30 protein-coding genes are annotated in these 26,217 nt (G+C 36.6%); 19 read left to right on the top strand and 11 right to left on the bottom strand.

Annotated features, from left to right (window positions below; all coding sequences use genetic code 11):
• Genes JG738_RS06550 through JG738_RS06540 form a run of 3 tightly spaced genes read left to right on the top strand, consistent with a single transcriptional unit; the run spans position 1 to position 3,356 of the window.
• The gene (locus JG738_RS06550; protein WP_201337123.1) at positions 1 to 1,191 is read left to right on the top strand and encodes an aspartate aminotransferase family protein; all 1,191 of its coding nucleotides are present in this window, start codon (positions 1 to 3) and stop codon (positions 1,189 to 1,191) included.
• Positions 1,184 to 2,374: a TolC family protein gene (locus JG738_RS06545; RefSeq protein WP_201337122.1), complete on the top strand. Its 1,191-nt coding sequence runs from the start codon at positions 1,184 to 1,186 to the stop codon at positions 2,372 to 2,374. The genes JG738_RS06550 and JG738_RS06545 overlap by 8 nt, the downstream gene beginning before the upstream one ends.
• Positions 2,361 to 3,356 carry an SAM-dependent methyltransferase gene (locus tag JG738_RS06540; RefSeq protein WP_201337121.1) on the top strand — a complete coding sequence of 332 codons (996 nt, stop codon included), beginning with the start codon at positions 2,361 to 2,363 and terminating at the stop codon, positions 3,354 to 3,356. The genes JG738_RS06545 and JG738_RS06540 overlap by 14 nt, the downstream gene beginning before the upstream one ends.
• On the opposite strand, the gene feoB is transcribed toward JG738_RS06540, so the two are convergent.
• Complete coding sequence (gene feoB, locus JG738_RS06535; RefSeq protein WP_201337120.1) at positions 3,346 to 5,466, bottom strand: ferrous iron transport protein B; 2,121 nt, start codon at positions 5,464 to 5,466, stop codon at positions 3,346 to 3,348. The two genes, JG738_RS06540 and feoB, sit on opposite strands and share 11 nt — an antisense overlap.
• The gene (locus JG738_RS06530; protein ID WP_197685323.1) at positions 5,459 to 5,707 is read right to left on the bottom strand and encodes a FeoA family protein; all 249 of its coding nucleotides are present in this window, start codon (positions 5,705 to 5,707) and stop codon (positions 5,459 to 5,461) included. The genes feoB and JG738_RS06530 overlap by 8 nt, the downstream gene beginning before the upstream one ends.
• Before the next feature lie 226 nt (positions 5,708 to 5,933).
• Here JG738_RS06530 and JG738_RS06525 point away from each other — a divergent pair, with 226 nt between their 5' ends.
• Together JG738_RS06525 and thiS are read left to right on the top strand one after the other, a co-directional pair.
• Positions 5,934 to 6,518 carry an ankyrin repeat domain-containing protein gene (locus tag JG738_RS06525; protein ID WP_201337119.1) on the top strand — a complete coding sequence of 195 codons (585 nt, stop codon included), beginning with the start codon at positions 5,934 to 5,936 and terminating at the stop codon, positions 6,516 to 6,518.
• Positions 6,475 to 6,675: a sulfur carrier protein ThiS gene (gene thiS / locus JG738_RS06520; RefSeq protein ID WP_201337118.1), complete on the top strand. Its 201-nt coding sequence runs from the start codon at positions 6,475 to 6,477 to the stop codon at positions 6,673 to 6,675. Before JG738_RS06525 ends, thiS begins: the two co-directional genes overlap by 44 nt.
• Here thiS and acpS read toward each other — a convergent pair.
• Complete coding sequence (acpS, locus tag JG738_RS06515) at positions 6,652 to 7,014, bottom strand: holo-ACP synthase (RefSeq protein WP_201337117.1); 363 nt, start codon at positions 7,012 to 7,014, stop codon at positions 6,652 to 6,654. The genes thiS and acpS overlap by 24 nt on opposite strands.
• Positions 7,015 to 7,062: 48 nt before the next feature.
• Between acpS and JG738_RS06510 the strand changes: the two genes are divergently transcribed.
• Positions 7,063 to 7,854: an ABC transporter permease gene (locus tag JG738_RS06510; protein ID WP_201337116.1), complete on the top strand. Its 792-nt coding sequence runs from the start codon at positions 7,063 to 7,065 to the stop codon at positions 7,852 to 7,854.
• Here the strand turns inward: JG738_RS06510 and JG738_RS06505 are convergent, their stop codons facing one another.
• From JG738_RS06505 to JG738_RS06490, 4 genes are read right to left on the bottom strand one after another with little or no spacing between them, the layout of a single operon-like run.
• The gene (locus JG738_RS06505) at positions 7,855 to 8,124 is read right to left on the bottom strand and encodes a hypothetical protein (RefSeq protein WP_201337115.1); all 270 of its coding nucleotides are present in this window, start codon (positions 8,122 to 8,124) and stop codon (positions 7,855 to 7,857) included.
• A gap of 9 nt (positions 8,125 to 8,133) precedes the next feature.
• Positions 8,134 to 9,480: a DNA repair protein RadA gene (gene radA, locus JG738_RS06500; RefSeq protein WP_201337114.1), complete on the bottom strand. Its 1,347-nt coding sequence runs from the start codon at positions 9,478 to 9,480 to the stop codon at positions 8,134 to 8,136.
• Between the two features lie 29 nt (positions 9,481 to 9,509).
• Positions 9,510 to 10,373 (bottom strand): signal recognition particle-docking protein FtsY, encoded by an 864-nt coding sequence (gene ftsY, locus JG738_RS06495; protein WP_201337113.1) that lies wholly within the window; start codon positions 10,371 to 10,373, stop codon positions 9,510 to 9,512.
• Entirely contained in the window at positions 10,374 to 10,946 is a 573-nt protein-coding gene (locus JG738_RS06490; protein ID WP_201337112.1) for a TlpA disulfide reductase family protein, read from the bottom strand. It abuts the gene before it with no gap.
• Positions 10,947 to 11,005: 59 nt separating this feature from the next.
• Here JG738_RS06490 and JG738_RS06485 point away from each other — a divergent pair, with 59 nt between their 5' ends.
• On the top strand, positions 11,006 to 11,644 hold the full coding sequence (locus tag JG738_RS06485) for a 5-formyltetrahydrofolate cyclo-ligase (protein ID WP_201337111.1): 639 nt from the start codon (positions 11,006 to 11,008) through the stop codon (positions 11,642 to 11,644).
• On the top strand, positions 11,550 to 13,118 hold the full coding sequence (rny, locus tag JG738_RS06480; RefSeq protein WP_201337110.1) for a ribonuclease Y: 1,569 nt from the start codon (positions 11,550 to 11,552) through the stop codon (positions 13,116 to 13,118). The genes JG738_RS06485 and rny overlap by 95 nt, the downstream gene beginning before the upstream one ends.
• Here rny and JG738_RS06475 read toward each other — a convergent pair.
• Together JG738_RS06475 and JG738_RS06470 are read right to left on the bottom strand one after the other, a co-directional pair.
• Positions 13,115 to 13,999: a cation diffusion facilitator family transporter gene (locus JG738_RS06475; protein ID WP_201337109.1), complete on the bottom strand. Its 885-nt coding sequence runs from the start codon at positions 13,997 to 13,999 to the stop codon at positions 13,115 to 13,117. The two genes, rny and JG738_RS06475, sit on opposite strands and share 4 nt — an antisense overlap.
• Complete coding sequence (locus JG738_RS06470; RefSeq protein ID WP_201337108.1) at positions 13,996 to 14,550, bottom strand: hypothetical protein; 555 nt, start codon at positions 14,548 to 14,550, stop codon at positions 13,996 to 13,998. The genes JG738_RS06475 and JG738_RS06470 overlap by 4 nt, the downstream gene beginning before the upstream one ends.
• A 61-nt stretch (positions 14,551 to 14,611) precedes the next feature.
• On the opposite strand from JG738_RS06470, the gene cmoB reads away from it, so the two are divergent.
• The 4 genes from cmoB to JG738_RS06450 are packed head-to-tail and all read left to right on the top strand — an operon-like array spanning position 14,612 to position 16,977.
• Entirely contained in the window at positions 14,612 to 15,508 is an 897-nt protein-coding gene (gene cmoB, locus JG738_RS06465) for a tRNA 5-methoxyuridine(34)/uridine 5-oxyacetic acid(34) synthase CmoB (protein WP_201337107.1), read from the top strand.
• Positions 15,505 to 16,251, top strand: a complete 747-nt coding sequence (locus JG738_RS06460; RefSeq protein WP_201337106.1) for a TIGR01458 family HAD-type hydrolase — start codon at positions 15,505 to 15,507, stop codon at positions 16,249 to 16,251. Before cmoB ends, JG738_RS06460 begins: the two co-directional genes overlap by 4 nt.
• Positions 16,248 to 16,598, top strand: a complete 351-nt coding sequence (locus tag JG738_RS06455; protein WP_236583122.1) for an arsenate reductase family protein — start codon at positions 16,248 to 16,250, stop codon at positions 16,596 to 16,598. The genes JG738_RS06460 and JG738_RS06455 overlap by 4 nt, the downstream gene beginning before the upstream one ends.
• The gene (locus tag JG738_RS06450; protein ID WP_201337105.1) at positions 16,588 to 16,977 is read left to right on the top strand and encodes a hotdog domain-containing protein; all 390 of its coding nucleotides are present in this window, start codon (positions 16,588 to 16,590) and stop codon (positions 16,975 to 16,977) included. The genes JG738_RS06455 and JG738_RS06450 overlap by 11 nt, the downstream gene beginning before the upstream one ends.
• Here JG738_RS06450 and JG738_RS06445 read toward each other — a convergent pair.
• Positions 16,963 to 17,556 carry an MBL fold metallo-hydrolase gene (locus JG738_RS06445; protein ID WP_201337104.1) on the bottom strand — a complete coding sequence of 198 codons (594 nt, stop codon included), beginning with the start codon at positions 17,554 to 17,556 and terminating at the stop codon, positions 16,963 to 16,965. The genes JG738_RS06450 and JG738_RS06445 overlap by 15 nt on opposite strands.
• A 25-nt stretch (positions 17,557 to 17,581) precedes the next feature.
• Between JG738_RS06445 and JG738_RS06440 the strand changes: the two genes are divergently transcribed.
• From JG738_RS06440 to JG738_RS06410, 7 genes are all read left to right on the top strand, one after another.
• Complete coding sequence (locus tag JG738_RS06440; protein WP_201337103.1) at positions 17,582 to 18,400, top strand: ferritin-like domain-containing protein; 819 nt, start codon at positions 17,582 to 17,584, stop codon at positions 18,398 to 18,400.
• A gap of 113 nt (positions 18,401 to 18,513) precedes the next feature.
• The gene (locus tag JG738_RS06435; protein ID WP_201337102.1) at positions 18,514 to 19,644 is read left to right on the top strand and encodes a DegT/DnrJ/EryC1/StrS aminotransferase family protein; all 1,131 of its coding nucleotides are present in this window, start codon (positions 18,514 to 18,516) and stop codon (positions 19,642 to 19,644) included.
• Positions 19,632 to 20,576, top strand: coding sequence for a tetraacyldisaccharide 4'-kinase (locus tag JG738_RS06430; RefSeq protein WP_201338733.1), 945 nt, complete (start codon positions 19,632 to 19,634; stop codon positions 20,574 to 20,576). Before JG738_RS06435 ends, JG738_RS06430 begins: the two co-directional genes overlap by 13 nt.
• Positions 20,539 to 21,393 (top strand): acetylglutamate kinase, encoded by an 855-nt coding sequence (gene argB, locus JG738_RS06425; RefSeq protein ID WP_084276093.1) that lies wholly within the window; start codon positions 20,539 to 20,541, stop codon positions 21,391 to 21,393. The genes JG738_RS06430 and argB overlap by 38 nt, the downstream gene beginning before the upstream one ends.
• Before the next feature lie 2 nt (positions 21,394 to 21,395).
• A complete protein-coding gene (gene cutA / locus JG738_RS06420) occupies positions 21,396 to 21,701 on the top strand; it encodes a divalent-cation tolerance protein CutA (protein ID WP_201337101.1) in 306 nt (101 codons plus the stop codon).
• 23 nt (positions 21,702 to 21,724) lie between these two features.
• Positions 21,725 to 23,191, top strand: a complete 1,467-nt coding sequence (gene thrC / locus JG738_RS06415; RefSeq protein ID WP_201337100.1) for a threonine synthase — start codon at positions 21,725 to 21,727, stop codon at positions 23,189 to 23,191.
• A 17-nt stretch (positions 23,192 to 23,208) separates the two neighbouring features.
• Positions 23,209 to 24,204: a hypothetical protein gene (locus tag JG738_RS06410; protein WP_201337099.1), complete on the top strand. Its 996-nt coding sequence runs from the start codon at positions 23,209 to 23,211 to the stop codon at positions 24,202 to 24,204.
• 6 nt (positions 24,205 to 24,210) lie between these two features.
• Here the strand turns inward: JG738_RS06410 and abc-f are convergent, their stop codons facing one another.
• Positions 24,211 to 26,148: a ribosomal protection-like ABC-F family protein gene (abc-f, locus tag JG738_RS06405; RefSeq protein ID WP_201337098.1), complete on the bottom strand. Its 1,938-nt coding sequence runs from the start codon at positions 26,146 to 26,148 to the stop codon at positions 24,211 to 24,213.
• Between the last annotated feature and the right edge of the window lie 69 nt (positions 26,149 to 26,217).

The raw sequence follows: 26,217 nt of genomic DNA, 5'->3' as shown, positions 1-26,217 counted from the left end.
ATGCATTTGAAAGAGATTGATCAAGCCTTTGTTCTTCATACCTATGCAAGAAACTATGTGAACTTTGTTAAAGGCGAAAATGCAAAACTATATGATGAAAGGGGCAAAGAATTTATCGATTTTACTAGTGGAATTGGAGTAGTGAGTGTTGGACATGGTAATAAACAGTTAGCAGATGCTATTTGTGATCAAGCGCAAAAGATCATTCATATCTCAAATCTCTATCTCATTGAGCCACAAGCATTGCTTGCAAAGCGTATAGTGGAGCTGAGTGGCTATGATATGCGGCTCTTCTTTGCAAATAGTGGAGCAGAAGCAAATGAGGGAGCTATTAAGATTGCAAGAAAGTATGGAGAAGTTGATGGGCAAGTAAAGCGCTATAAAATCATCACCCTTAAACACTCTTTTCACGGTAGAACCATTACTGCCCTCAAAGCCACCGGACAAGAGGCTATGCATACCTATTTTGGTCCCTTTCCAGATGGTTTTGTCTATGCTGATTCAATCGAACAAATCCCAGATTTAATAGATGATCATACTGTTGCAGTTATGATAGAGCTTATTCAAGGAGAAGGTGGTGTTGAGCCGCAAGATAAAACGGCAGTGCAAAATCTGGCAAAACTTTTAAAGCAAAAAGATGTTTTATTAATTATTGATGAAGTGCAAACAGGAGTTTATCGTACAGGAGAATTTTTAGCTAGCAATCTCTATGAGATAGAGCCTGATATTATTACACTTGCCAAAGGTCTTGGTGGTGGAGTGCCAATAGGGGCAGTGATGACGCGTCTCAAAGATATTTTTAAACCAGGTGATCATGGAAGCACATTTGGTGGAAATTACCTTAGTACAAGAGCTGCTTTGGAAGTAATCGCAATTTTAGAAGAGTTGAAAGCAAGTGGAAAGCTTGATGAGCATTTTATCTATTTTGAAGAGAGATTAAAAGAGATAGCGAAAAAGTATGCAGCACTCTTTGAGAAAGAGGTTGGATTTGGAATGATGCGAGGTCTAAGAGCAAAAAGTGCCGAGATTCAAGGAAAAATAATAGAGGAAGCTTTCAGTGAGGGAATATTGGTGCTGAAAGCTGGAAGGAATACTGTTCGCTTTTTACCACCTTTGACTATTACCAAAGAGGAGATGGATGAGGGATTTCGAAGACTCGAAAAGGCTTTAGAAAGGGTAGCAGTTGCTTAAAAAAGTAGCTTTTCTTTCTTTGCCTCTCTTGTTATTGGCGCAAAACGGACTAATCTCTAAACTCAAAGAGCAAGAGATTGCACTGGATAAGAAAAAGAGTATTGTAGAAGCAAAAATTTTGCATGATAGTTGGATCAATCCCATCAATATGCAATATACCTATCAAAAGGGGGATCAATACCCAAATCAGCTTTTTAAATCCTTTTCTATCCAAGTAGACCAGCCAATCTTTAAAAGTGGTGGTATCTACAAAGCGATTCTCTATGCCAACGCGAAAAAAAGAAGTGCTCTTTTTGGTGTACAGAGTAAAGAAAAATCTTACGTTTTTCGCTATATCCGGCTTGCACTTCAATATAAGCAGTTAAAGCTCTCATTCAAAAAGCAAAAACTGCTTATCGAAAATGCAAAACTTGATATTTTGATCAAAAAAGATCAGTATCTTCATGGAGAGATTGATAGCACCTTTTTAGATAACGCTATTTTAAATAAAAACCGCCTTGCTATTGCTTTGATAGATTTGGAAGATAAATTACAGCAAACTAAAAAAGAGATAAAAAATATAAGCGATCTTGATCCAGATAGCGCGCAGATTCCAAGATTTACTCTCATTCAAAGAGCTGAGTTTTTACAAAAAAACCTGTCTTTAAAACAAAGTCAAGCCGATATAGAAGCTAATAAGAATTATGCTTATATGAGTATTGCAAGATATCTACCTAGTTTGTCTCTCTTTGCAAATTATAACTCTCAAAAAATGCAAGGAAGCTTATATGTTCCTGGATATAAATATAGTGATAGCTATAAAACATACGGTTTTCGTATAAGTATGCCTCTCTTTGATATCAATGCTTTGCGCAATATAGAATCAGCAAAGATTGATTATCTCAAATCCAAAAACCGTCTTTTACAACTGATGCGTGAAAAAAGAAATTTTTATAAATCAAGTTTGCACTCACTGAAGCTTCTTGATAAAAAGATTGCTTTAACCAAAGAGGACTTGGGGCTCTATGAAGGGCTTTTGAAGGACACACAAGATCGCTTAGAAGCTGGAGAGAAAACAAAATATGATGTACAGATTATGCAAAACTCTTTAAAAACGAAAGAGCTTGATCTTAAAATCTTTGATACGCAAAAGCAGATCATTCTTAGTCAACTCTATCAAGAGATAAGTGATGAAAAAATTTAGTGAATTTATGCATGAGTGGCTCTATGCCAAAGATGGCTACTATGCAAATCAGATGCAAATAGGCAAGAGTGGAGATTTTTTTACATCTGTCAGCGTTACGCCCCTTTTTGGAGGAGCGATTGCTAAATACATTTATTCTCATATTCAAGAAGGTAAACTCTCGCCAACTGCGACTATCATGGAGATAGGTGCTCATCAAGGATACTTGTTAGCTGATATTATTCAGTTTCTTTATACCTTTGATCCAAATCTTATAAATACGCTTCAATTTGCGATTGTTGAACCAATAGAAAAGTTAAGGAATCTGCAAAGCGAATATATACAAGAGAGTTTTGGTGATGCAATCAAATTCCGTCACTACACTTCTTTGAATGAAATAAAGCAAAAAGAGGCTTTTGTGGTGGCCAATGAGATTTTTGATGCATTTGGCTGTGAGCTTCTTTTTAAAGGAAAACAAGCTTATGTAAATTCTGAGTTTCAAATAGAGTGGAAAGAAGCCGATCCAAATATTTTAGCATTAGCTAAAGTGTTTGGGCAAATAAAAGGAGAGATTGCAGTAGGATATGAGGAGTTTGCTCAAAAGATGTTTAACGCATTTGAAAAAATTGATTTTATTACCTTTGATTATGGGGATTTGGAAATAAGAAATGATTTTAGTATTCGCGTCTATACCAAACATCAGGTCTATCCATTTTTTGATAAAAAACTAGATATCAAAAAAGTTTATAAAAGAAGTGATATTACCTATGATGTCAATTTTTCTCATCTCAAAAAGGCCTTTAGTGAGGCTGGATTTGAAACAGTTTTGTATAAAACACAGTTAGCTGCTCTTGTGGAATTTGGCATAATGGATCTTTTAGAAGAGATTCTCAAACGAAAAGGTTATGAGCCCTACAAGCAAGAACTTGAAAAGGTAAAAATTTTGATTAGTCCCTCCCAAATGGGAGAGAGGTTTAAGATGATCCATTTTGCTAAAAAATAAAAAGGGCTAAGCGATAGGCTAAAAAAGAGACAAAGTAGGCAAGAATAGGCAGGAATGTTATTTCAAAAAGCATCAATCCCCACCCAAACTCCTCTTTTATTGCAGCCATTGTAGATACACATGGAATATACAGTAGTACAAAGACCATATAAGAGAAGGCTTTTGCAGCTGTAGTAAACTGCTCACGAATTTTTTGTTTCAATACGCTTGGTTCTGTTTCAGTGGAGAGTGTTTGTATTTGCATTGTAGCGATATTTGATAAAGACATTTTAATTGCACGCCAAAAAGAGAGTATCTGCTCTTTAAAATCTTCCAACCATGAATTTTTTGCTACCTTTTTTTGCACATTTTCCACCCCATAAATAGTGCCAAGACTTCCTATAACTACCTCCTTGGCCAAAGTGCCAGGTATTAATGCAGCAACTGGTTCCCAGTGATCTCCAAATCCCACTGGTTTAAAAAGTGGAGCAATAGTTTTGGCAGATTTTGCTAAATAGGATGTTTGAGGAGTCGATGAGGGAGGCAGAGTAATAATAGCCCACAAAATGATGGATGCTAAGACAATAACAGTTCCAGCTCTTATGACGAAATCTGCAAGCCTTGGCTTCATTGAGCGCCATATTGCTTTGAGGGTAGGCATATGGTATGTTGGAAGCTCTAAAAAGAATGGTTTTGACTCCTCTTGTGGCAATATCTTGTTTGCAATAGATGCTATCAAAAATGCGATGGCAATACCTAAAATATATAATGAGGTAATGATAAGTGCTTGATGGTGAACAAAAAACAGTGATGTAAAGAGTGCATAGATAGGAAGTCTTGCGCTACAACTCATCAGAGGTATCATCAAAGCTGTAATAATTCTCTCTTTTTTAGATGTCAGAGTCCTTGTAGCATAAATAGCTGGGACATTGCAGCCAAAACCTACAATTAATGCGATAAAAGCACTCCCTTTTACTCCTAATTTTTGTGCGAGACGATCAAGCAAAAAACTAACCCGTGCCATATAACCGCTTTCTTCTAGCAGAGCCATAAAAAAGTACAAAAAAGCCAAAAGTGGCAAGAAAGAGAGTACAAGACCTACGCCACTTATTACTCCATCTATAATCAAAGAGCTAACCCATAGAGGCAAAGAGTGTATTGTGGATCGCAGATGAGGTGCTAGGAAATCTTCAAAAAATCCACTCATCCAGTCAACGAGTGGGGCAGAGCCATCGAAAGTAATCTTAAACATTAAAAACATAAGTAAGACAAATAATGGTAGTCCCCAAATATTATGCAGCACTAAATTATCAATTTTGTCACTCAGAAGAACTCTGTCAATGAGAGGTTTATGTAGTACTTGGTCCAAAATTTTATCAATTTTTTGGTATCTATCTTGAACAATAAACTCTTTAACACTCATGCCAAAATGTTTTTGCAGCCTTTTACGCGCTTGATTTGTAGATGCTACAATAGATGGATCTATGGTTGAAACCTTTTGTATAGCAAAGCTATCTCCCTCTAAAAGTTTGATAGCTAAAAAGCGTTTAATATCGCAGGAGTAGTGTTCTAGCTTTTTTATCAAAAAGGATATCTCTTTTTCTATATGTTCTTGATAAGGAATAATCTTTGGCTTTTTATCTTCTTTTACTGCTTGATATATCTCTTTTAAAAGTTTTTTTGTCCCAATACCTTGAGAACCAATTGTTGGAATACATGTAACTCCTATAATGGTTTCTAGTTTTTGGATATCGAGTTCATATCCTCTTTTACTAAATTCATCAAACATATTTAAAGCTACGACCATAGGCTTTTGCAGATCGATGAGCTCTAATGTTAGATACATATTGCGTCTTATATCTGTAACATCTATCACATCGATAATGCCATCAATATTTTCGCTGCAAAGTGCATTACGTGTGATTTTCTCTTCTAAAGAATAGGGAGTAAGTGTATAGGTGCCGGGAAGATCTACAAGATAGATCTCCTCTCCTTCATATTTAAATCTCACCTCTTTTTTTTCCACTGTTACACCAGGCCAGTTGCCTACTTGAAGATTGCTCCCTGCGATGCTATTAATAAGTGCTGTTTTTCCAACATTAGGATTTCCCACAAAGGCGATACTAATCATCTTTTTCCTTAAAAAGCTCCACTTCTATTTTGCTCGCCTCACTTTTTCGTAGAGCAATATGGGTATTTCCTATTTTAATCTCAATTGGATCACCAAACGGGGCAATGCGAACCACTTCAATGGGTGTATTTGTGAGTGCGCCAAGCTCTAGAAGTCTATCTTTAAGCTCACCAATAGCTCCAATCTTTTTGATTATACCTTTCTCTTTTGGTAACATTTGTGAGAGGAGCTTTCTACTCATTTTTTGGCTTTTTCGATAATTTTCTTAAGAAGATGTTTCATACTGGTAAGCCTTTTTCGTAAATTTTAAATTTCATATAAAATTATAAGCAATGAGATTGAAATTAGATTGAAAAAGATACAATGCAAAGAGAAAAAATTAAGAGAAAATTACGATAAGATGAAAGAGCTAATGAATAATTTTTATTATTAACAATTTTTTGTTATAGTTTCGTAAAGGAGGAACCGTGAAAAAAGTATTCATAACAATTTTTTTATTCATATCTTTGTATGCTGATAGTATCAATGGTTGGACAAAACTTCATGAAGCAATCTATAAAGAGGATATGCAAAGTATAAAAAGTCTTATCAAAAATGGTGCTGATGTGGAGGCTGCTAGTAAAGCTGGTATTACACCTCTGCTAATAGCAGTAAAGATGCGAAATTTAGATATTGTAAAATATCTGGTAGAACATGGCGCAGATGTTGATAGTGAAGATAACAATGGCATGACTGCGCTGCACTATGCAGTAGGGGAGAGAAGAGTCAATATTGTCTCTTATCTTTTGAGACATGATGCTGATATCAATGCTAAAAATAGATATGGCATAACACCACTCCATCAGGCTGCTTATATGGGTGATGTGAAAATGATTGATCTACTTATCAAACTGGGAGCCGATCCAAATATTAAAAATGCTTTAGGAATGAATCCTTGTCAGCTCGCTTACGCAAAGCATAGATTTTTGGTGGCAAAATATATGCAAAGTTTTACAAAAGGAGAGTGTATTGTTGGTAACGATAAACGGGGAGAGAAAAGAGATTCCAAATAATAGCACTATTGAGGATATTTTAAAGCAGTTAAAAATAGAAGAAAAAGTTATGGCGGTAGCTGTCAATATGGAGATTGTCAAAAAAGAGGAGTGGAGTAGTTTTAAGCCCAAAGAGGGTGATAAAATAGAGTTTTTAGGATTTACTGGAGGCGGTTAAGATAAAAGCAGCAGCTATTGCAAATCCGCCGTCATGGCTAATGGAGAGAGAAGAGTCTATGATTTTAAATTTTTCTTCTTTTCCATGGAGAAGACGAAAAGCTGGCGCTCCAGTAAGCTCTTTGTAGATTTCGATATCTTTGAATGAGAGCTGCGAGCCGATACCACATCTAAGAGCTTTAGCAATAGCCTCTTTTGCAGCCCAAAAACCTGCTACTGTTTGAGGCTTTTTTGCGATGGAGATTTCGGATGGGAGTAAAAATCTCTCTAGCCCTTTGTTTCCATACTTTTCTATGAAATTTTCTATTCTTTTGATTGCTACGATATCGATACCTATCATCTAAGACCTTTTTTGCTAAAATACTAACAAATTATAGCAAGGTTTTTGATGGAGAAATTTTTTTACTATTTAGGGCTGCCTGTTGTCAATTTTTATAAAGTTTTAGAAAAGTTTGGAGCATTTATTCTCTTTGAAATAAAACTACTTCCTCTCTTTTTCAAACCTCCTTATCGCATAAAAGAGATTTTACAGCAAATAGAAATTATTGGAGTTGGATCATTTTTTGTGATTGCATTGACAGCAATTTTTACAGGACTTGTAGAAGCAATACAGCTCTATCACGGTTTTCATAAATTTAGTGCTGAGAGTTTTATGGGCTACACCATATTTGTCTCTATCTCTAAAGAGTTGGGTCCTGTTTTTGGTGCATTGATGTTGGTATCTCGTGCTATAAGTGCAATGACTGCTGAGCTAGGGACAATGCGCGTGACTGAGCAGATCGATGCGATTGATACATTAGCTGTAGATAGTAAAAAATACCTCATTATTCCACGAGTTATAGCAACAACTATATCTACTCCGATTTTAGTTATCATTTTTGTCTTTTTGGGAAATATTGCTGCATATCTCATTTCAACATATGCACTTGGTGTCAATCCTACAGAGTATAAAAACACAATTACCACATATCTTGAATTTAGTGATATTGGTACAGGTATTATTAAAGCAGTGGTATTTGGCTATCTCATAAGCATCATAGGCACATATATTGGCTACTTTACACGTGGTGGTGCTAGAGGCGTGGGGCTATCGACTACCAAAGCGGTAGTCTATGCTGCTATGACTGTATTTGCTGCAAACTATTTTCTCTCAAGTCTTTTTCTATATCTCGATTGGTGATTAATCACACTTTTCGATATGAAGTATCTTTAAGAGATCCTCGAAAAAAGGCCCTGCCTTTTTATCATAATCGTCATGAAATTCTATAACATACTCACCAGTTTCAACAGTTTTTGGTTCAACTGTAATTTGTGGTGAGATTTTATGTTTTACGATGAGATCATTAACAACATTGCAGATATTTTTTTTCTCTTCTACGCTCTCATAATCGATCTCTAATCTTGCATATCTCTCTTCCATACTTACATGTGCTTTACACTTTTTTCCCATTTTTTCTCCTTACATCCAGTCTACAATTTTTTCTACACCCTCTACAATGTAGGTTTTGATATTATGTTTTTCAAGAGGTCTGCTAGGGACAATAGCTTTCGTAAAACCTTGTGAAGCAGCCTCTTTGAGGCGATTATCGAGCATGACGATATCTCGAATTTCCCCAGTAAGTCCTACCTCTCCTAAAAAAATGGTCTCTTCGCTGATGGGGCGATTGCGAAAGCTACTCAAAATTGCTGCTATTATAGCAAGATCTGCAGCAGTTTCATTGATTTTGATGCCACCTGCGATATTGACAAACACATCATATTGATTGAAAGGAAGCTCAAGCTTCTTTTCTAAAAGAGCCAAAAGCATAGTAAGTCTATTGGTATCAAAACCTGTAGAGCTGCGTTTGGGAGAGGGATAGCCAGTCTCTGCAACGAGTGCTTGCACTTCAAGAATAATTGGCCTACTTCCCTCCATTATTACAGTTGCAGCCGAGCCTACGAGTGCATTTTTACGATTAAAAAAGCGTTTGGCAATATTTTTGGCGCTCACTAGCCCCTTTTTTGTCATTTCAAAGATCCCTACTTCACTAATGCTGCCAAAACGGTTTTTAAATCCTCGAAGCAGCCTAATTTCTTGTGAGCTATCCCCTTCAAAGTAGAGCACAGTATCAACCATATGCTCTAAAATTCTAGGACCTGCAATGGAGCCCTCTTTGGTGATATGGCCAATGATGAAGATAGGAATCTTTTTACTTTTGGCAAGGCGCATAAGCTCAAATGTAACGGCTTTTACTTGGCTTACACTCCCAGGAGCTGAGGAGATCTCTTGTGAGTAGATTGTTTGGATTGAATCAATGACGAGCAGATCAAAATGATCTTTTTCAAGTTGAGCAATGATGCTTTCCAAGACAAGTTCATTGAGTAAGTAGAGATTTTTTTCGTTTGCTTCGATGCGATCTGCTCGCATCTTAATCTGCCCAGCAGACTCTTCAGCACTGACGTAGAGTACTCTTTTGTTAGTTTTTGCTAGATTTGCACAGGTTTTGAGTAAAAGTGTTGATTTTCCAACCCCGGGACTACCTCCTACCAGTACCAATGAACCAGGAACCAGTCCACCACCTAAAACGAGATCGAGCTCATCTATCCCGGTAGGGATGCGTTGGATCTTGTCTTGCTCAACCTCTGTAATAGGAATAACATTTGTGCTTGATGAAGTAGTTTTATCAATTTTTTGGAGTATCTCTATCTCTTTTGCACTCAGCTCTACAAAACTGTCCCATGCACCACAATTGGTGCATTTTCCCATCCATTTGCTGCTTTTGTATCCACAGGCTTGGCACTCAAAAAGAGTTTTTTTCTTTGCCATCTCTATTTTCTTGTTGTAATAAAAGAGTACTATTCAAAAATAGCATCCAATATCGCATCTACATACTCATTTGGATCAAATGGAGCGAGATCTTCCATCTTCTCTCCCGTTCCAACAAAAAGTATTGGGAGTTGCAGCTCGTGTGAAATACTTAAAAGTGCTCCACCTTTAGCAGTGCCATCAAGTTTCGTAACTATCACCCCATCAACGCCTACCATTTCATGAAAAGTTTTTGCCTGGTTGATTGCAGAAGTTCCCTGTGTACCATCGAGAATGAGGAGTTTTCTATGTGGAGCACCTTCCATCGCTTTACCACAAACGCGCACAATCTTTTTGAGCTCTTCAGCAAGATTTGTTTGTGTGTGAAGTCTTCCCGCAGTATCTATTAAGACATTATCAATATTTTTAGCTTTTGCTTTTGTAATAGTGTCATATGCTACAGCTGAAGGATCGTGCCCCTGCTTTGTAGCAACAATAGGAATGTCTAATTTTTGTGCCCAACGAGTAAGCTGCTCAATAGCAGCTGCTCTAAATGTATCAGCAGCCCCTAAAATTACACTTTTGCCTTCTTGTTTATAGCGGTATGCAAGCTTTGCTATTGTAGTAGTTTTTCCTGCACCATTTACACCAATAATGAGTTCTACAAAAGGTTTTATATCGGCTTGTGGTGCATTTGCAGGCTTGAAGAGAAAAAGCAACTCATTTTTTAGTGCTACGCGATTGACTTTTGCAGGGAGTGAAGCTACAATCTTTTCTACGAGATCATATTCTACATCTGCTTCAATTAAGAGCTCTTCAATCTCTTCTGGTGAGGCATATTTTTTCTTTTTTGGTACATTTTCTTCAATATTATCTACTGTTTTTTTTAGTGCTTTTTTGATAAATCCAAACATCTACTTTTCCTTTGCTCTTTTAATATCAGAAGCGATGATTTCATAGGGTACAGCACCAAGATAGTGTACAAAATATTTTCCATCTTTCAAAAGCACCATCATAGGCACAGGTATATTTCCAGGGGCTTTGACATATTTGTATATATGAGATGCCACTTCATTGTTTGTTTTATAGCTTGTAGAGACAAAAAAGTCAATACTAAATTTGCGCACAAACTCTTTTGCATCTGAAGGTTGATTAAGAAGGATCCCTATAATTGCAAGTTCTGGGAATTTCTTTTGTATCTCTTTGAGTTCAATAAGTTGCGCTTTACATGAAGGACACCATGATGTAAAAAAGAAAAGTAGCGTGAGTTTTTTGGAAGGCTGAAAGAGAAATTTCTCTTGTGATTGCTCGATTGTAAAAGTTGTACCATTGAGATCTCGTAGAATAAATCTTTTTGCCTTTTTTTGAGGAAGGTGCTGCGCTGTTTGTACTTTGTGTGAAATTTCGCTTTTATCTTCTGTATGCTCTTTTTTTTGGCAACCTGCAAAGAGAGTTATGATTAAAAAGAGTATGAGCAGTTTTTTCACAATAGTGCCCTTTTTTGCTAATATACGATTGGCTCAATTATAATCTATAGAGGCTTAAGATGAGGTATGATAAACCACTTTTTCGTCAAATCTGTAAAGAGAAGATTTTTAAAGTAAAAGCTAAACGCAAGAAAGAAGAGAAGGTTCAAAAAATTGTATTAAAACTTATCTCTTTAACCGGCGCAAAAAATATCTTAGCCTATGTACCAATGCCACATGAACCGCAAATGAAAAAAATATTTGCTTTGAGGGATAAAAAAAAGATATTTGTTCCATTTATGCAAGCTAAAAGCTTTAAAATGGTAAAATTAAGACTGCCTTTAAAGAAGAAAAAATTCTCTATTTTCGAGCCTGGTAACTCTCATTTAGAGCAAAAAATCGATATGGCTATAATTCCTGTTATCGGGGTAGACGGGGATTTTAGAAGAGTTGGGTTTGGTAAAGGCATGTATGACAGGTTCTTTGCAAGATTGTCATACAGACCAATTGTTGTGTTTGTACAGATTAAAAAATGTTTTACAAATACTATTCTTACAGACACTTATGATGTTTTAGGAGATATTTTAGTTACCCCGGAAGAAATTCTTATACGAGGGGATAGTGATGTGGGTCGAGCTGTTAGTAGGAAGCTCTGCAGCAATAATAAGTGGCGCTGCAGGGTATATCGTCGCAAAAAAGTTAGAAAAAGAGAAGTTTAAAATCTATGAAGAGCAAGCACGTGCTAAAGCAAAGGCTATTGAGCATGAAGCGCAGATAATTCTTAAAAATGCGCAAGTCAAAGCAAAAGAGGCTGAACTTGCTGCGAAAAAAGAGTATGAGCAAAAGCTAGATGAGCTCAAAAAAGAGTATGAGCAGCGTTTTAATGAGCTTATGGAAAAAGAGATGTCTTTGAAGCAGATGTTCAAAGATGAGCTTAAGCATATTACGCTTGAAAAGCAAGAGATAAAAGAGGAAAAAGAGCAAATTAATAAGCTAAGAGAGGAGTATGAAAATCTCAAAGCTGAATATCAAGAAAAACATAACGAAGTATTAGAGGCGCTGCAAGTGCAAGCAGGGCTCACTGCTGAAGAGGCAAGAGAGCTTATTTTGCAAAAGGTAGAAGAGGAGTCACGTGCTGAAATTGCAAATATTGTAAGAAAATATGAAGAGGAGGCAAAAAGAGAGGCTAAGCGCAAGGCGAACTACATCATTGCTCAAGCAACTACGAGATATGCTGGAGAGTTTGCAGCAGAGCGTCTTATAAATACTGTAAGTATCCCAAGTGAGGATATAAAAGGGCGCATTATTGGTAAAGAGGGGCGTAATATAAAAACGTTAGAGATGCTTTTAGGTGTAGATATTATTATCGATGATACACCAAATGCAATAGTTTTAAGCTCATTTAATCTCTATCGCCGCGCAATTGCAACAAAAGTTATAGAGCTTTTAGTTGAAGATGGAAGGATCCAGCCAGCTCGTATTGAAGAGATTTATGAAAAAGTAAAAGAGGAGTTTGACCAGCAGCTCCTTGAAGAGGGTGAAGAGATAGTTATGGAGCTTGGTATTGGACAGATTCACCCAGAACTGGTTAAACTCATTGGAAGATTAAAATTTCGTGCAAGCTATGGACAAAACGCTCTTGGTCACTCTTTAGAAGTTGCGCATCTTGCAGGTATTATGGCTGCAGAAATGGGAGGAGATGAGGTACTTGCTAAAAGAGCAGGTCTTTTGCACGATATTGGAAAGGCTTTGACCCACGAATATAGTGGGAGCCATGTGGATCTTGGTGCAGATATCTGTAGACGCTACAAAGAGCCTGATGTGGTTATCAATGCAATCTATGCGCATCATGGACACGAAGAGCCAAAAACTATTGAAGCAGCTGCTGTATGTACGGCTGATACGCTCAGTGCAGCACGTCCAGGAGCAAGACGAGAGGTACTAGAAGCCTTTTTAAAACGCGTACAAGCTATTGAAGAGATAGCTCTTGCCAAGCCGGGAGTCAAAAAGGCCTATGCAATAAATGCAGGCCGAGAGGTGCGTGTCATTGTCAATGCTGAGCTCGTTACTGATAATGAAGCTGTTTTACTAGCAAAAGAGATCGCAAAAGATATTGAAGAGAGTGTACAGTATCCAGGTGAAATCAAAGTGAATGTAATACGAGAAAACAGAGCGGTAGAGTTCGCTCGTTAATGCTCCTCATTGTGTGGGGAGTCATCATAAGGATCGAGGTGGATCGTAATATGCCAATTTGAGGTGGGATCGAGTTTTTTGATCTCATCTTCGATTTTATCTGAAACTCTATGTGCATCCATTAATGAGATCTCTGGGGTAAAAACCACATGTACATCTACAAAATTAGTATCTCCACTGCGTCGTGTACGTAAATAGTGAAAATCTGTTACTTCTGGTTGTGAAGTTATGATTTTTTTGATATTATCTACAATTTCTTCATCTAAAGCTACATCAAGAAGCATAAGTGTTCCCTCTTTGATAAGTTCATAAGCCTCTTTGATGATATAGATTGCTATTGCAATACCAAAAACCCCATCAATCCAGTGCCATTCTGTAAAATAGATAATTGCTAATGATGCAAGAACTGCTGAGTTGCTAAAGAGGTCTGTTTTATAATGCAGAGCATCTGATTTAATAACCATGTTGTTAGTTTTTTTGTAGACGTAATTGAGAAAAATAACGAGAGCACCTGTAAGGATGATAGAAGCTATCATGACAAAAATAGAGCTTCCAAGATAGGCAATCTGTTTGTGTTGGATAATATTTATTACACCTTTGTAGAAGATAAATAGCCCTGAAATTGTAATAATGGTACCTTCAATGACGGCTGCAAGTGCTTCTATTTTGCCAAGACCATAATTAAATTTTTCAGTCGGGGCTTTTTCTGCTTTGGAAATTGCAAAGTAGTTAAACATAGAGACTGCAATATCTAATATCGAATCGATAGCACTAGCCAATACTGCAGCAGAACCACTTAAAATTCCAACAACCAGCTTAATAATGACCAAAATAGCCGCAACGATACTAGCAACAACGGTAGCACTCTTTTGTAGGCTCATACTTTTCCTTGAATATTTTTTTGCAATTGTAGCTCGATTTGACTTAAGATTGTATCTATATGCTTCCTTATAAGATTGTTATTTTTTTGAAAACTTTTTGGATTAAATCTATCTGAACCGATTTTTAAAATTTTCACGGGAATGTTATATACTCTAGCACACCGTACAATTGCACTTGCTTCCATATCTACAAGAGTTTTGTGTGGAGTGGTGGCTGGATGACAAAGAGTGGTGCAAGCAGCATTAGGAAGTGTGTTGCTTTGGGAAAGGTGATAAATACTTTTACTACAACCATCGATTACTTTTGTAATATTATAGAGTATACCCACATTATCTGCTGCAGCATACCCAATATTAAAAACTGCTTTTTTTTGGTCGTTTGTAAGGAGTGAAGCTGTAGCAATTGCTGCATTGAGCATACCTATACCTGTAATGAGTAGTTGTATATGAGATGCTGCATAGATGCGAAAGGGTTTTGTAGCAACTTTTTCTAATTGCAGTGCTTCAATGATGGGCGCAGCTTCAGTATATGTAGCTGTGATTATGAGCATTGTAAACCTTTGTTACAATTATAATTATAATAGTTGATTGTACCATAGAGCAGGAGTGTGAATGGATATTGAGACTATCAAGCAAGAGCGGCAAAAATGGTTGCAGTGGAAAAATATTGCTCCTTTAAGAGAGATGCTAAAAAAATTACCACAGGTTGAGGTAGATGTAAAACTAGGAGATGTGATAACAATAGAGGGGAGTGTGGATGAAGAAACGAAAGAAATGATAAAAGAAGTTGCTCTTGCTATGCGCCCATGGCGTAAAGGGCCTTTTAAAATATTAGGGACATTTATTGATAGTGAGTGGAGAAGTTTTATAAAGTATAATCTTCTAGAGCCATATTTTGATATACAAGGTAAAGATGTAGCTGATATAGGGTGTAATAATGGATACTATATGCTACGCATGCTTATGCATAAACCGCGTTCAATTGTCGGATTTGATCCTTCGCCACTGTTTAAAACGCAGTTTGATTTTTTGGATCATTTTATACAAAGTGGTATTACCTATGAGCTTTTAGGTGTAGAGCATCTTCCACTATATGGCAAAAAGTTTGATGTTATTTTTTGTCTTGGTATTTTGTATCATAGAAGCGATCCTGTTGCTATGCTCAAATGGCTCAAACAGGGGCTAAAAGCAGGGGGCGAAGTCTTTTTGGATACATTTTACATCGAAGGTGATGAGCCAGTTGCTTTGTGTCCTGGTAAAAGCTATGCAAAAATTCCAAATATCCATTTTGTACCTACTATTGCAGCATTGCAAAAATGGTGTGAAAAGGCTGGATTTGAAAATTTTGAAGTACTTGCAATGAAACCCACAACTTTCGAAGAGCAAAGAAGAACTGAGTGGATTTTGGGAGAGAGTTTAGAAGATTTTTTGGATGCAAAAGATCCTACAATGACTGTTGAGGGATATCCAGCCCCTCGTAGAGTGTACATACGTATGAGGAAGAGATGAAGTTCAAAGGTATTTTACTCGATATTGGGGGTGTGTTTTATGATGGCGAAAATGTCATAAATGGTGCGCAAGATGCATTGATGCAGCTTAGAAAAAAGTATCTCTTGCGATTTTTATCCAATACCTCACGTACCACTCCTCAAACACTTTTACAAAAACTTCTCAAGATGGAATTTGATGTAAGAGAGGAAGAGCTTTTTACTGCTGTAAGTGCTGCTAAGAGTTATATAGAGGGCAGAGGAGCCTACGTAGTAGCGACAGATGAGGTGAGAGACTATTTTGGATCCAGTGCTGATATAGATGTAGTTTTAATATGCGATGCATATACCAATTTTACTTACCAAAATCTCAATACCGCTTTTCGCCACCTTGAGAGAGGATGCGAGTTGCTTGCTACAAATGATAATCGCTATTTTAGAGATAGTGACGGGGAATTAAGCCTTGATGCAGGAGGCTTTGTGCGCTGTTTAGAGTATGCAAGCCAAAAGAGAGCAACAATTCTTGGTAAACCAAACTGTGCATTTTTTCATTTGGTACTAAAGAGTATGGGACTTAGCGCAGAAGAAGTGATAATGGTAGGTGATGATATTGAGACAGATATACTTGGTGCACAAAAGTGCGGATTAAGGGCTGTTATGGTAAAAACAGGAAAATTTAGAAATGAGGATCTGCAAAAAGGGATGCCAGATTTTATAATTGACTCTATTGCAGAGCTTCCAAAACTTTTAAAGGAGATTGGATGATAAAAGTGTATGGTATTAAAACATGTGGGAGTGTAAAAAAGGCTTTGAAGTTTTTAGAGGAGTGTGGCGTAACGTATGAATTTATAGATTTTAAAAAGAGTCCAGTAGGATGCGTTAAGATAGAAGAGTGGCTACAACATGTGCCGATGGATAAACTTTTTAACACACGTGGTACAAAATATCGCCAATTGGGGCTGAAAAATCTCAATTTAGATGAAAAAGGCAAAAAAGAGTGGCTTTGTAAAGAGAATCTCTTAATCAAAAGACCTGTGATTGAGCTAGAAAATGGTGATGTAGTCGTTGGATTTGATGAGGAGCAGTATAAGGAGATTTTCTGTGGATCTTAAAACACATTTAGCAATCGATAGAACTTTGTGTGGGGATGTAGTTGAATTAGAAGAGGGATATGCCAAAGTAGTACTTAAAACCGCTAAGCAGATGCAAGCTGATGAAAGAGGTTTGGTGCATGGAGGTTTTACCTTTGGAGCAGCAGATTTTGCGGCAAAGGTAGCAGTAAATGATCCCAATGTAGTGTTAGTTGCAGCTGAGGTGAAATTCCTTGCACCTGTAGTTGTTGGAGATGAGGTTGTTTTTGAAGCTCATATCGTACAAAAAGAGGGAAAGAAAACTAAAGTAGCAGTAATCGGCTCTGTGGGAGACAAAGACGTATTTCAAGGTACAATGCAAACTTATACTCCCACAACCCATATACTAGATCGCTCGTAACCAGTAATCTACATATTTTTGCTCTTGGGCAATGGTAGTTGGCTCTCCATGTCCAGGATAGACTGGTTTATCATAGGGAATTGTTTTGAAGCGGCGTAAGCTCTCTTTCATAGCATTGGGATCTGAGTAGGGAAAATCGACTCGGCCAATGCTACCTTTGAAGATAAAATCTCCACTACACCAAAATTCACCAAAATCTATCGCACAACATCCAGGGGTGTGCCCTGGGAAATGGAGAAATGTAACTGCTTCACCTTCAATATTTATTGGCTCTTCATTGGTTACAATGATATCTGGCTTACTTTTTGGCATTGATATGCCAAACTGCTCTTCTTGGAGTAAAAAAGCATCCTTTTCGTGGATAATGATGGGGATATTAAGTATTTGTTGCAGCTCTGCATTGCTCCAGACATGATCAAAATGTCCATGGGTATTGAAAATTGCTGCAGGATTTTTAACATTTTCTACTACCCATTGTGTTGCTCCTATTCCAGGATCGACTATAAAATCTTTATCGTTAATTGTTACAATATAGCAGTTTGTTTGATATTCGCCCATTGGACGCGATTTGATTTGCACATGAACCCCTTTTATAAGGATTTGTATGGAATTTTTCTCTTGGCTCGAATATATATTGCGTATAAGTGATCCTCATCAAAAGATAGAGCAGTTTAACAAATTTTATGCCAAATATCCAAATTTGCCTAGTAATCACTCCCAAAAATCAAAAGTGTGGGAGTCTCCCTCTTTTGCCAAAATTTGCACAATTGTCGATCCAAAAGATGTCCCAAGACGTTCAAAACTGCACACTGATGAAGGAAGAGCAACCCTTTTGCATGCTATTGCACATATCGAATATAGTGCAATAGATTTGGCTTTAGATGCAGCATATAGATATAAGTATATGCCAAAGGGTTTTTATGATGATTGGCTAGAAGTTGCAGCTGATGAGTGTAGGCACTTTTTGATGATTGAAGAGTTGCTGCATGAACTTGGATTTAGTTATGGAGATCTACCTGTGCATCAGGGACTGTTTGATGCTGCTATGCGTTCATTAGAATTTATTGATAGAATGGCAGTAGTGCCACGCTACTTGGAAGCTAATGGACTGGATGCAAATCCTAAAATCATTGCGAAGCTTGGTATATTTAAAGATCCTTTTGCAAAGAAGATGCAAGAAGTCCTTGAAATAATTTTACGTGAAGAGATAGAACATGTAAAAAAGGGCGATAGATGGTTTCGCTGGGTATGTGCACAGGAGGGAATTGAAGATATTGCGAGTGAGTATCTCCAAAGAGTAGAGCGTGTTTATCCTGGTACTTTACACTCAAAAGATTTTTTAAATATTGAAGCACGAAAAGATGCCGGCTTTAGCTGTGAGGAGATTCGTTTGTTGGCAAAGAAAGAGATAGAGTGTGGATAAATTTTATCCATTTTGAAAAATTATCTCTTTTAATGAGAAAAACTAAATATAAAAGGACAAATTAAGCTATTTTTTATTAAAATTAAATAATTCCTTGAAGTGAGGAGAAGATTATGAAAAAGATACCACTCTTTTCTGTGACAGTTGATAAAGAGGAGTCTCAGAAGTTACAGGATGTTTTACAAGATAAAGACACGCCTACAGAATTAGAAGAAAAATTTTGTGAGTATGTGAGTAGCGATTTTTCGATAACTACAAGTAATGAAACAGCGGCACTGCACTTGGCTATGACTGCAATTGATCTTAAAAGAGGTGATAAGATTATTTGTAGTGTGAACGCTTATCCCAATGTACCAGAAGTGGTACGCCACTTTGATGCAGAGCCGATATTTATAGATATTGATCCGGATGATTACAATATCGATCTTGATGAGCTTGAAAAAGTGCTCTCAAAAAATAAGAGTAAAAAGCTCAAAGGGGCTATTATTTCTCATGTTGCTGGACAACCAACCGATCTTGATAGGCTTTATGAGATAGCAAATAGTTATGGAATTATGATAGTTGAAGATGCTACAAATGCTTTGGGTGCTATCTATAAAGGTAAAAGAATTGGCTCTTTTGCAAATGTGGATATGTGTGCTTTTAGTTTCAATCCCCATAAGCAGAAAAAATTAGGTAATGGAGGTATACTTACTACATTCAATGAAGAGCTTAATGAGCGTGCTAGACTACTTCGCAATAATGCTATAGTACAAAGCAGTTGGGATAGTGATGGGGGACTTGGGTATGTATATGATGTAGTAGATATTGGCTTAGAGTATGATATGAGTAAATTTGATGCCGCATTCAATCTCTCATTGCTTGCTAAAAATGATAAAGAGATTGAGCGTAGAAAAGAGATTGCAGCCATTTACAATAAAGAACTTGCAAATACTCCCCATATTGAATTACCGGTAGTAAAAAGAGATCATATCTTTTCACTCTATATTATTAAAATAGATAAAAACCGTGACTCCTTTGCAAGAGAACTCTATAAAAGAGGGATAGAGGTTGGGTTACATTATATTCCCCTCCATCTATTAAGTTACTATAAACAAAAATATAGCCTCAGAGTTAATGATTTTCCAAAAGCATTACGTAATTTTCAACAGATCCTCTCTATTCCAATTCATGCAGGAATGAGTGATGAGGAAGCTTATTACGTAGTTGAGCAGATTAAAGAGGTGGCTAAATCAAGAGTCTAGTACCATTTTTTGAGGAGCTTTTTTATGCTCCTTCCTGGTATCACTGGCTCATTGCCATTTTATTGCTTCCCTTTTCTGCTCTTTATTGTCTCATAGCTACAATCAAAAAAATCTTTTGTTTTCCTGCACGGGAGACAGTTCCGCTCATTAGTATTGGAAATCTTACTGTAGGAGGAAGTGGTAAGACACCGCTTTTAATAGCTTTAGCAAAAAATTATAATAGTGTTGCAGTAGTTCTTCGTGGATATAAACGCAAATCTCAAGGTATTGTGCAAGTGAGTAAAAAGGGAAAAATTCTTGTAAATGTGGAGCAAAGTGGGGATGAGGCTATGCTTATTGCTAAATCTCTTCCTCAAGCAACTGTTTGGGTAGCAAGTGATAGAAAAAAAGCAATTGAACTAGCAAAAAAAGAGGGTGCAAAAGTTACATTTTTAGATGATGCATTTCATACGTGTTTGCAAAAGTTTGACATCCTTATTCAAAGAAGACCAAAAAACCCTTTTTGCCTCCCATCTGGTCCCTTTCGTTTACCAAAATTATTTGAAAAGTTTGCCGATTTTATTGCAGTGGAGGGAAGGGATTTCACACGCAAAGTACATATTGTCAATCCTACAAAAAAGATGGTGCTGCTTACAGCCATTGCCAATCCTCAGCGTCTTGAACCCTACCTTCCTCAAGGTATCAAAAAATACTACTTTCCAGATCACCACTTTTTTACCAATGAAGAGCTTGAAGCGATTTGGCAAAAAGAGCAACCAGATTCATTTTTAGTCACAAGCAAAGACTTGGTAAAATTAGAACAGTTTTCTTATCCTCTCTCTTTGTTGGAGTTAGATATAGAGGTTGCATCACAACTAAGAGAGGCTATAGATAATTTCATTCAAAAGGTATCAAATGCAAAAGAAGATTCAAACTGTTCAAACACTTCTTGACTCACTCCCTTTTATCAAAAAATTTCGAGAAGAGATCTTTGTAATCAAATATGGTGGAAGTGCACAAACAGATCAAAAACTCAAAGAAAAATTTGCTCAAGATATACTCCTCCTCTATACTGTGGGAATTAAGCCGGTAGTTGTCCATGGAGGAGGAAAAAGAATTACAGAGATTCTTACACGCCTGCAAATAGATACAGAGTTTATTGATGGACAACGTGTTACTACTGAAGAGGTTATGGAGATTGTAGAGATGGTGCTCAGTGGTGATATCAATAAAGAGATAGTGAGTCTTTTAAATAATCACGGTGCTAAGGCACTAGGAATAAGTGGCAAAGATGCACATTTTATCACCGCTCGGCCAAAAGATTTTGAGAAGTTTGGGTATACAGGAGTTATTGATAGAATCGATCCGGCTGTGGTTTATAACCTTTTAGAGGAGCAGTTTATACCTGTTATTGCCCCTATTGCTGCGAGCAACAAGGTAGGACATCCTGGCTATAATATAAATGCAGATCTATGTGCGAGCAAAGTAGCTGGATCTTTGAAGGCAAAAAAGATCATTTTTCTCACTGATACTCCAGGAGTTCTTGATAAAGAAGGAAAGCTTATTTCTACTTTAACAGAAGAAAAAATAGGATTACTCAAACAAGATGGCACTATTAGTGGAGGAATGATTCCAAAAGTGGATGCTTGTCTTGAAGCGATTCATAGTGGAGTAGAAAAAGCTCACATTATAGATGGACGAATAGAACATTCGCTACTTCTTGAAATCTTTACTAGTGAGGGGATTGGTACACAAGTATTGGGAGGTTAATTATGTATATGATCTATTCTACTGTTTCAGATATGCAAGAGGCAAAAAGAATTGCGCATACGCTTGTTGAGCAAAGAATTGCTGCATGTGTAAATATTCTTGAGAGAGTAACTTCAGTCTATAAATGGGAAGGAAAAGTAGAAAATGCAGATGAAGTACTCCTCATAATTAAGGCAATAGACTTTGCAGCAGTAGAAGAGAAGATTAAAGAGCTTCACTCCTATGAAGTGCCAGAAATTGTAGCTGTAAAAATAGAAGAAGCAAACGAAGAGTATGCATCATGGATGCGCCAAGTTTTGCTACAATAACCAAAAAAATTTAAGGGTGAATAATGTATTTTATTGAGACTCGGGGCAATGATGGAAAAAAACCAAAAAAAGTAACATTTTCTGAAGCTATTCTCAATCCAAGTGCAAGTTATGGCGGATTGTATGTACCTGAAAAACTTCCAAACATTGATGAAAAGTTTTTACAACGTCATCTCACTTCTCATTACAAAGAGCTTGCATTTAATCTTTTGCGCCTCTTTTCCATTGATATTGATGAAGAACTCATCAAGGAAGCACTTAATCTTTATGACAAGTTTGATGATCCTGCAAATCCTGTCCCTGTTGTAAAAGTTGAAGAGAATCTTTTCATAGCAGAGCTCTATCACGGGCCTACACGTGCATTTAAAGATATGGCACTGCAACCTTTTGGATATATACTCTCTTCACTTGCCAAAGCAAGGGGTGAAAACTATTTGATTTTGGCTGCAACAAGTGGTGATACCGGACCAGCGACTCTTGAGACCTTTAAAAATAGAGAAAACGTAAAAGTAGCATGTATCTATCCAGCTGGCGGTACGAGTGATGTACAGCGGCTGCAGATGGTCACAGAAGATGGGAAAAATCTCAAAGTCATTGGAATTGAGGGTGATTTTGATGATGCACAGAGTGCTTTAAAATCACTCCTTGCATCAGAAAAATTTCAAGCACTTTTACAAGAAAAAGGGATTAAGCTCAGTGCAGCTAACTCAGTCAACTTTGGGCGCATAATTTTTCAAATTATATATCACATTCATAGCTATTTAGAGCTAGTAAGAAGAAAAGAGATTACATTTGGAGATACAATTAATTTGATTGTTCCAAGTGGAAATTTCGGTAATGCTTTGGGTGGATACTATGCGAAAAAAATGGGCGTGCCAATTGCAAAAATACTTATTGCATCTAATGCAAATAACATACTAAGTGAGCTCATAAATGAAGGGCGTTATGATTTGCGCAAGAAGCATCTTATCAAAACATCTTCACCTGCAATGGATATTTTAAAGTCTTCCAATGTTGAGCGGGTACTTTTTGATAAATTTGGGGCGCAGCGCACAAAGGAGTTAATGGGTAGTTTGAATGAAAAAGGCTACTATGAATTGAATGAAGATGAGCTTGCAGCATTACAAGAGGATTTTGCTGCTGACTTTAGTAATGATGATGAAGTAAAGGCAATTATCAAAGAGTATGCATTAGAAAAAAACTATCTCATGGATCCACATACAGCAACGACAATTAAACTTTTTAAAAGATATGCAGCAGATAAAAATGTTGCTTACTCGACAGCTGAATGGACAAAGTTTGCTCCTACAGTATTAGAAGCTCTTGAAGGAGGAGAGAAAAAAAGTGATTTAGAGGCCTTACAAATAATTAGTGAAAAACTTGGTGTGGCAATTCCACAAAGAATAGCAGAGCTCTTTCATAAAAGAGTTGTCCATACAACTATTGTGCCAAAAGAGAAAATTGAAGAAGAGATACTGAAATTTCTTTAATATGCTATAATGAGATTATGAAAATATTACAGCGAGCTATTTGGATAACTTTATTATTTGCTGCTTTTTTGCGTGCGGATTATAGTGGGGATTTAAAAAATTACCTTCTAAGCCGCACCTTTATAATAAATGGGGAGTTTTTTCTCTATAAAAATCGATGGATATTTGGGGCTTTTGATAAAGATGGAAAAGTAACTTCTTATTATACTCTCCTAGGTGAAGAGCCAACATCAAAAAATCCTTTTGGATGGAAATATTTTGCATCTAGTCTTAATAGCAACGAGTTACAAGAAGCTGGTTATTTTGTCAAAATAGATTTTCCTTATGATTTGAAAAACTCTTACTTAGCACCTTATTCATGGCTCTATATAGATCGAAAAAGAGGTGATGTATATAAGCTCGTTGGAGCAGATAACGGCATTTTCAAATATTATGATAGTGATTTTGATGGGGTTCCTGATCCTCTGCACAATCTCTACTTCAATAAAGAAAATAATAAAGCACAATTTTATAGCTGCAAAGATAAGCTGAGATACAAAAATTATAGATTTACAAAACTCTCAAAAAATGATGGTGCAATAACTTATGATTGTCACTTTGATAGTAACAAATTGGATTTCGAGGGACGTAAAACTTTTGAGGATATTACTACTACTATCCATTTTGATGGAACTATTAATGGTAAACGCCTCATTATGCAGATAAATAAAGATTTTAAAAATGGAACCGTTTCATATGAAGGCCTTTATAATGGTAGATATATAGTTTGCAGTCAAAATTATAAAGCTCCTAAACTCAATGAAATATCTGCAACAGAGTTGGATGCACTATTGAATAATTGGGGTGAGGGTGGCCCAGAGGATCCAGATTTTATTAGTGGTAATTGTGAAGTTCCTCAAAAAAATCTAGAAAGTATGGAAAAAGCATACTTCACTGTTACTACCTCACATACTATTACTGATATAAATACGACTTCTCATATACGCATTTGGGAACATGTAGAAAAAAATTAATCTTTTTTAAACTTCCCGCTCAATTCTCTCTCGTTTCTCTTCAAGCTCCAAAAACTCCTCTAAAAGTTTTTCATGGAGTAACTCTTTATCAGCCAACTCTTGGGACATTGTAACTATTCCCTCTTTTTCATAGCATTCTGGATTATTTAAACACTCACTAATTTTAGCAATCTCTTCTTCGAGTTTTTCAATGAGATCGGGCAACTCTTCGAGTCTCTTTTGCTCTTTATATGAGAGCTTCTCTTTTTTTATTTTTACTCTTTTTTGTTTAGGAGTTTTACTGTTCTTTACTATATTTTCAAGCTCTTGGATCTCTTTTTCAATAGCAAGATATTCGCTGTAGCTTTGATAGGATTCTTCAATTTGGCCGTTACCTTTAAAAATGAAGAGCTTTTTTGCTATCTTATCTACAAAGTAGCGATCGTGACTTACAAAGATAACTGATCCTTGGAATTTTTGTAAATACTCTTCTAAAATATTTATTGTAGGGATATCTAAATCGTTTGTAGGTTCATCAAGTATAAGGCAATCTACTTTTTTTGTAAAAAGAAGAGCAAGTGCGACGCGATTTTTTTCACCACCACTTAAGGATCCTATCTTTTTATCCAAAAACTCTTTTGGAAAGAGAAAATTTTTCAAATATCCATACACATGCATATTGCGGCCCCAGACTTCTACTCTGTCGCCACCATGTGGGCAGAAAGTTTCAATGAGATTTTTTTCATCATCAAGCATGCTTCTATTTTGATCAAAATAGCCTATGCGAAAGTCCCCCCGTTTAATTATGCCGCTATCTGGTTCAATTTCACCCAAGAGGAGTTTGAGGAGTGTTGATTTTCCGCTCCCATTCTTTCCAACAATTGCAATAGTATCTTTTTGTAAAATCCTTGTTGTAAAATTATCTATGAGAAGTTTTTCACCAACTTTTTTTGTAATATCTTTTAATTCAAAAAGCACCTTTTTTTTACTGATTCCCTCTTCGCGGTTAAAATGCTTTTTTTCTCGTTCGAGTTGGATCTGGATTTTTTTAATAAGTGCAGGATTTTTCTTCGCTTGTTCTCTAAGCTCCTTGACTCTTTTGACGCGTCCTTCATTTCTTTTAACGCGAGCTTTTACACCTCTATTGAGCCATTCTTCTTCTTGTTTGAGAAGACGAAGAAGGTTTTCATGCTGCTTTTGCATATTTTGGAGCAGCTCCTCTTTTTGCCGTAAATATTCGCTATATCCTCCTTTGAAACTGCGTAGTTCGCAATCTTCTACCTCTACAACGCGTGTAGCGATGTTATCTATGAAGTAGCGATCATGACTGACAAAAATAAGTGTATAACGCTCTTTGAGAATCATCTCTTCTAAAAATTCAACCATCTGTACATCGAGATGGTTTGTAGGCTCATCAAGTAGCAAAATATCTGGTTTTTGTAAAAGAAGTCCTGCTAAAGCAACTCTCCGCTGTTCACCTCCGCTTAAAGTTGTTACTAGTCTCTTTTCATACTCTTTGAGATTGAATTCTACAAGTACCCGCTCTATTTTTTCTTCAATATTCCATGCTCCATGATAATCTAAAAAGTTGGCTAATTTATTGAGTTGCTGCAATAACTCTTCATTTTCTGGTTCATCTGCAATTTGTGCTGCGATATTTTCATACTCTTTTTTTGCCTGGTTTATCTCTTTGAGCTGCTGTAAAATAGCATCCTTGACAGTAAGTGTAGGATCAAAGTGTGGAACTTGCTCAAGCATTTTAATAGTAATATTTTGCCGTACTATCCTCTCTCCTTCATCAGGAAGGATTGTACCTGCTATAATTTTCATGAGTGTCGATTTGCCACTGCCATTTTTGCCTACAATTGCTATGCGTTCATTTTCGTCGATATGAAAATCTGCATTGCAAAGAATTTTTTGTGCTTCGAAACTCTTTTTTACTTCAATTAAATCGATAAGAGCCATTTATAACCTTTTTAAGATATTTTGATAATAAATTTTACTTAAGAAATGGTAAAACATTTTGTGTATAAT

This window comes from Nitratiruptor sp. YY08-26, assembly GCF_016593215.1.
GTDB classification, from domain to species: Bacteria; Campylobacterota; Campylobacteria; order Campylobacterales; family Nitratiruptoraceae; genus Nitratiruptor; species Nitratiruptor tergarcus.
The sequence above is the reverse complement of the archived record's forward strand: the minus strand, read 5'-3'. Positions and strand labels throughout refer to the sequence as shown.

Excerpts from the sequence above, each read along its gene's own strand:
- JG738_RS06435 (WP_201337102.1), top strand. The coding sequence starts at position 18,514 with ATGAAAAAGATACCACTCTTTTCTGTGACAGTTGATAAAGAGGAGTCT.
- ftsY (WP_201337113.1), bottom strand. The coding sequence starts at position 10,373 with ATGTTTGGATTTATCAAAAAAGCACTAAAAAAAACAGTAGATAATATT.
- acpS (WP_201337117.1), bottom strand. The coding sequence starts at position 7,014 with ATGATAGGTATCGATATCGTAGCAATCAAAAGAATAGAAAATTTCATA.
- radA (WP_201337114.1), bottom strand. The coding sequence starts at position 9,480 with ATGGCAAAGAAAAAAACTCTTTTTGAGTGCCAAGCCTGTGGATACAAA.
- JG738_RS06440 (WP_201337103.1), top strand. The coding sequence starts at position 17,582 with ATGGAATTTTTCTCTTGGCTCGAATATATATTGCGTATAAGTGATCCT.
- feoB (WP_201337120.1), bottom strand. The coding sequence starts at position 5,466 with ATGATTAGTATCGCCTTTGTGGGAAATCCTAATGTTGGAAAAACAGCA.
- JG738_RS06550 (WP_201337123.1), top strand. The coding sequence starts at position 1 with ATGCATTTGAAAGAGATTGATCAAGCCTTTGTTCTTCATACCTATGCA.
- JG738_RS06485 (WP_201337111.1), top strand. The coding sequence starts at position 11,006 with ATGAGGTATGATAAACCACTTTTTCGTCAAATCTGTAAAGAGAAGATT.
- abc-f (WP_201337098.1), bottom strand. The coding sequence starts at position 26,148 with ATGGCTCTTATCGATTTAATTGAAGTAAAAAAGAGTTTCGAAGCACAA.
- argB (WP_084276093.1), top strand. The coding sequence starts at position 20,539 with ATGCAAAAGAAGATTCAAACTGTTCAAACACTTCTTGACTCACTCCCT.
- cutA (WP_201337101.1), top strand. The coding sequence starts at position 21,396 with ATGTATATGATCTATTCTACTGTTTCAGATATGCAAGAGGCAAAAAGA.
- thrC (WP_201337100.1), top strand. The coding sequence starts at position 21,725 with ATGTATTTTATTGAGACTCGGGGCAATGATGGAAAAAAACCAAAAAAA.
- JG738_RS06455 (WP_236583122.1), top strand. The coding sequence starts at position 16,248 with ATGATAAAAGTGTATGGTATTAAAACATGTGGGAGTGTAAAAAAGGCT.
- JG738_RS06540 (WP_201337121.1), top strand. The coding sequence starts at position 2,361 with ATGAAAAAATTTAGTGAATTTATGCATGAGTGGCTCTATGCCAAAGAT.
- JG738_RS06505 (WP_201337115.1), bottom strand. The coding sequence starts at position 8,124 with ATGGGAAAAAAGTGTAAAGCACATGTAAGTATGGAAGAGAGATATGCA.
- JG738_RS06460 (WP_201337106.1), top strand. The coding sequence starts at position 15,505 with ATGAAGTTCAAAGGTATTTTACTCGATATTGGGGGTGTGTTTTATGAT.
- JG738_RS06510 (WP_201337116.1), top strand. The coding sequence starts at position 7,063 with ATGGAGAAATTTTTTTACTATTTAGGGCTGCCTGTTGTCAATTTTTAT.
- cmoB (WP_201337107.1), top strand. The coding sequence starts at position 14,612 with ATGGATATTGAGACTATCAAGCAAGAGCGGCAAAAATGGTTGCAGTGG.
- JG738_RS06470 (WP_201337108.1), bottom strand. The coding sequence starts at position 14,550 with ATGCTCATAATCACAGCTACATATACTGAAGCTGCGCCCATCATTGAA.
- rny (WP_201337110.1), top strand. The coding sequence starts at position 11,550 with ATGTGGGTCGAGCTGTTAGTAGGAAGCTCTGCAGCAATAATAAGTGGC.
- JG738_RS06410 (WP_201337099.1), top strand. The coding sequence starts at position 23,209 with ATGAAAATATTACAGCGAGCTATTTGGATAACTTTATTATTTGCTGCT.
- JG738_RS06530 (WP_197685323.1), bottom strand. The coding sequence starts at position 5,707 with ATGAGTAGAAAGCTCCTCTCACAAATGTTACCAAAAGAGAAAGGTATA.
- JG738_RS06475 (WP_201337109.1), bottom strand. The coding sequence starts at position 13,999 with ATGAGCCTACAAAAGAGTGCTACCGTTGTTGCTAGTATCGTTGCGGCT.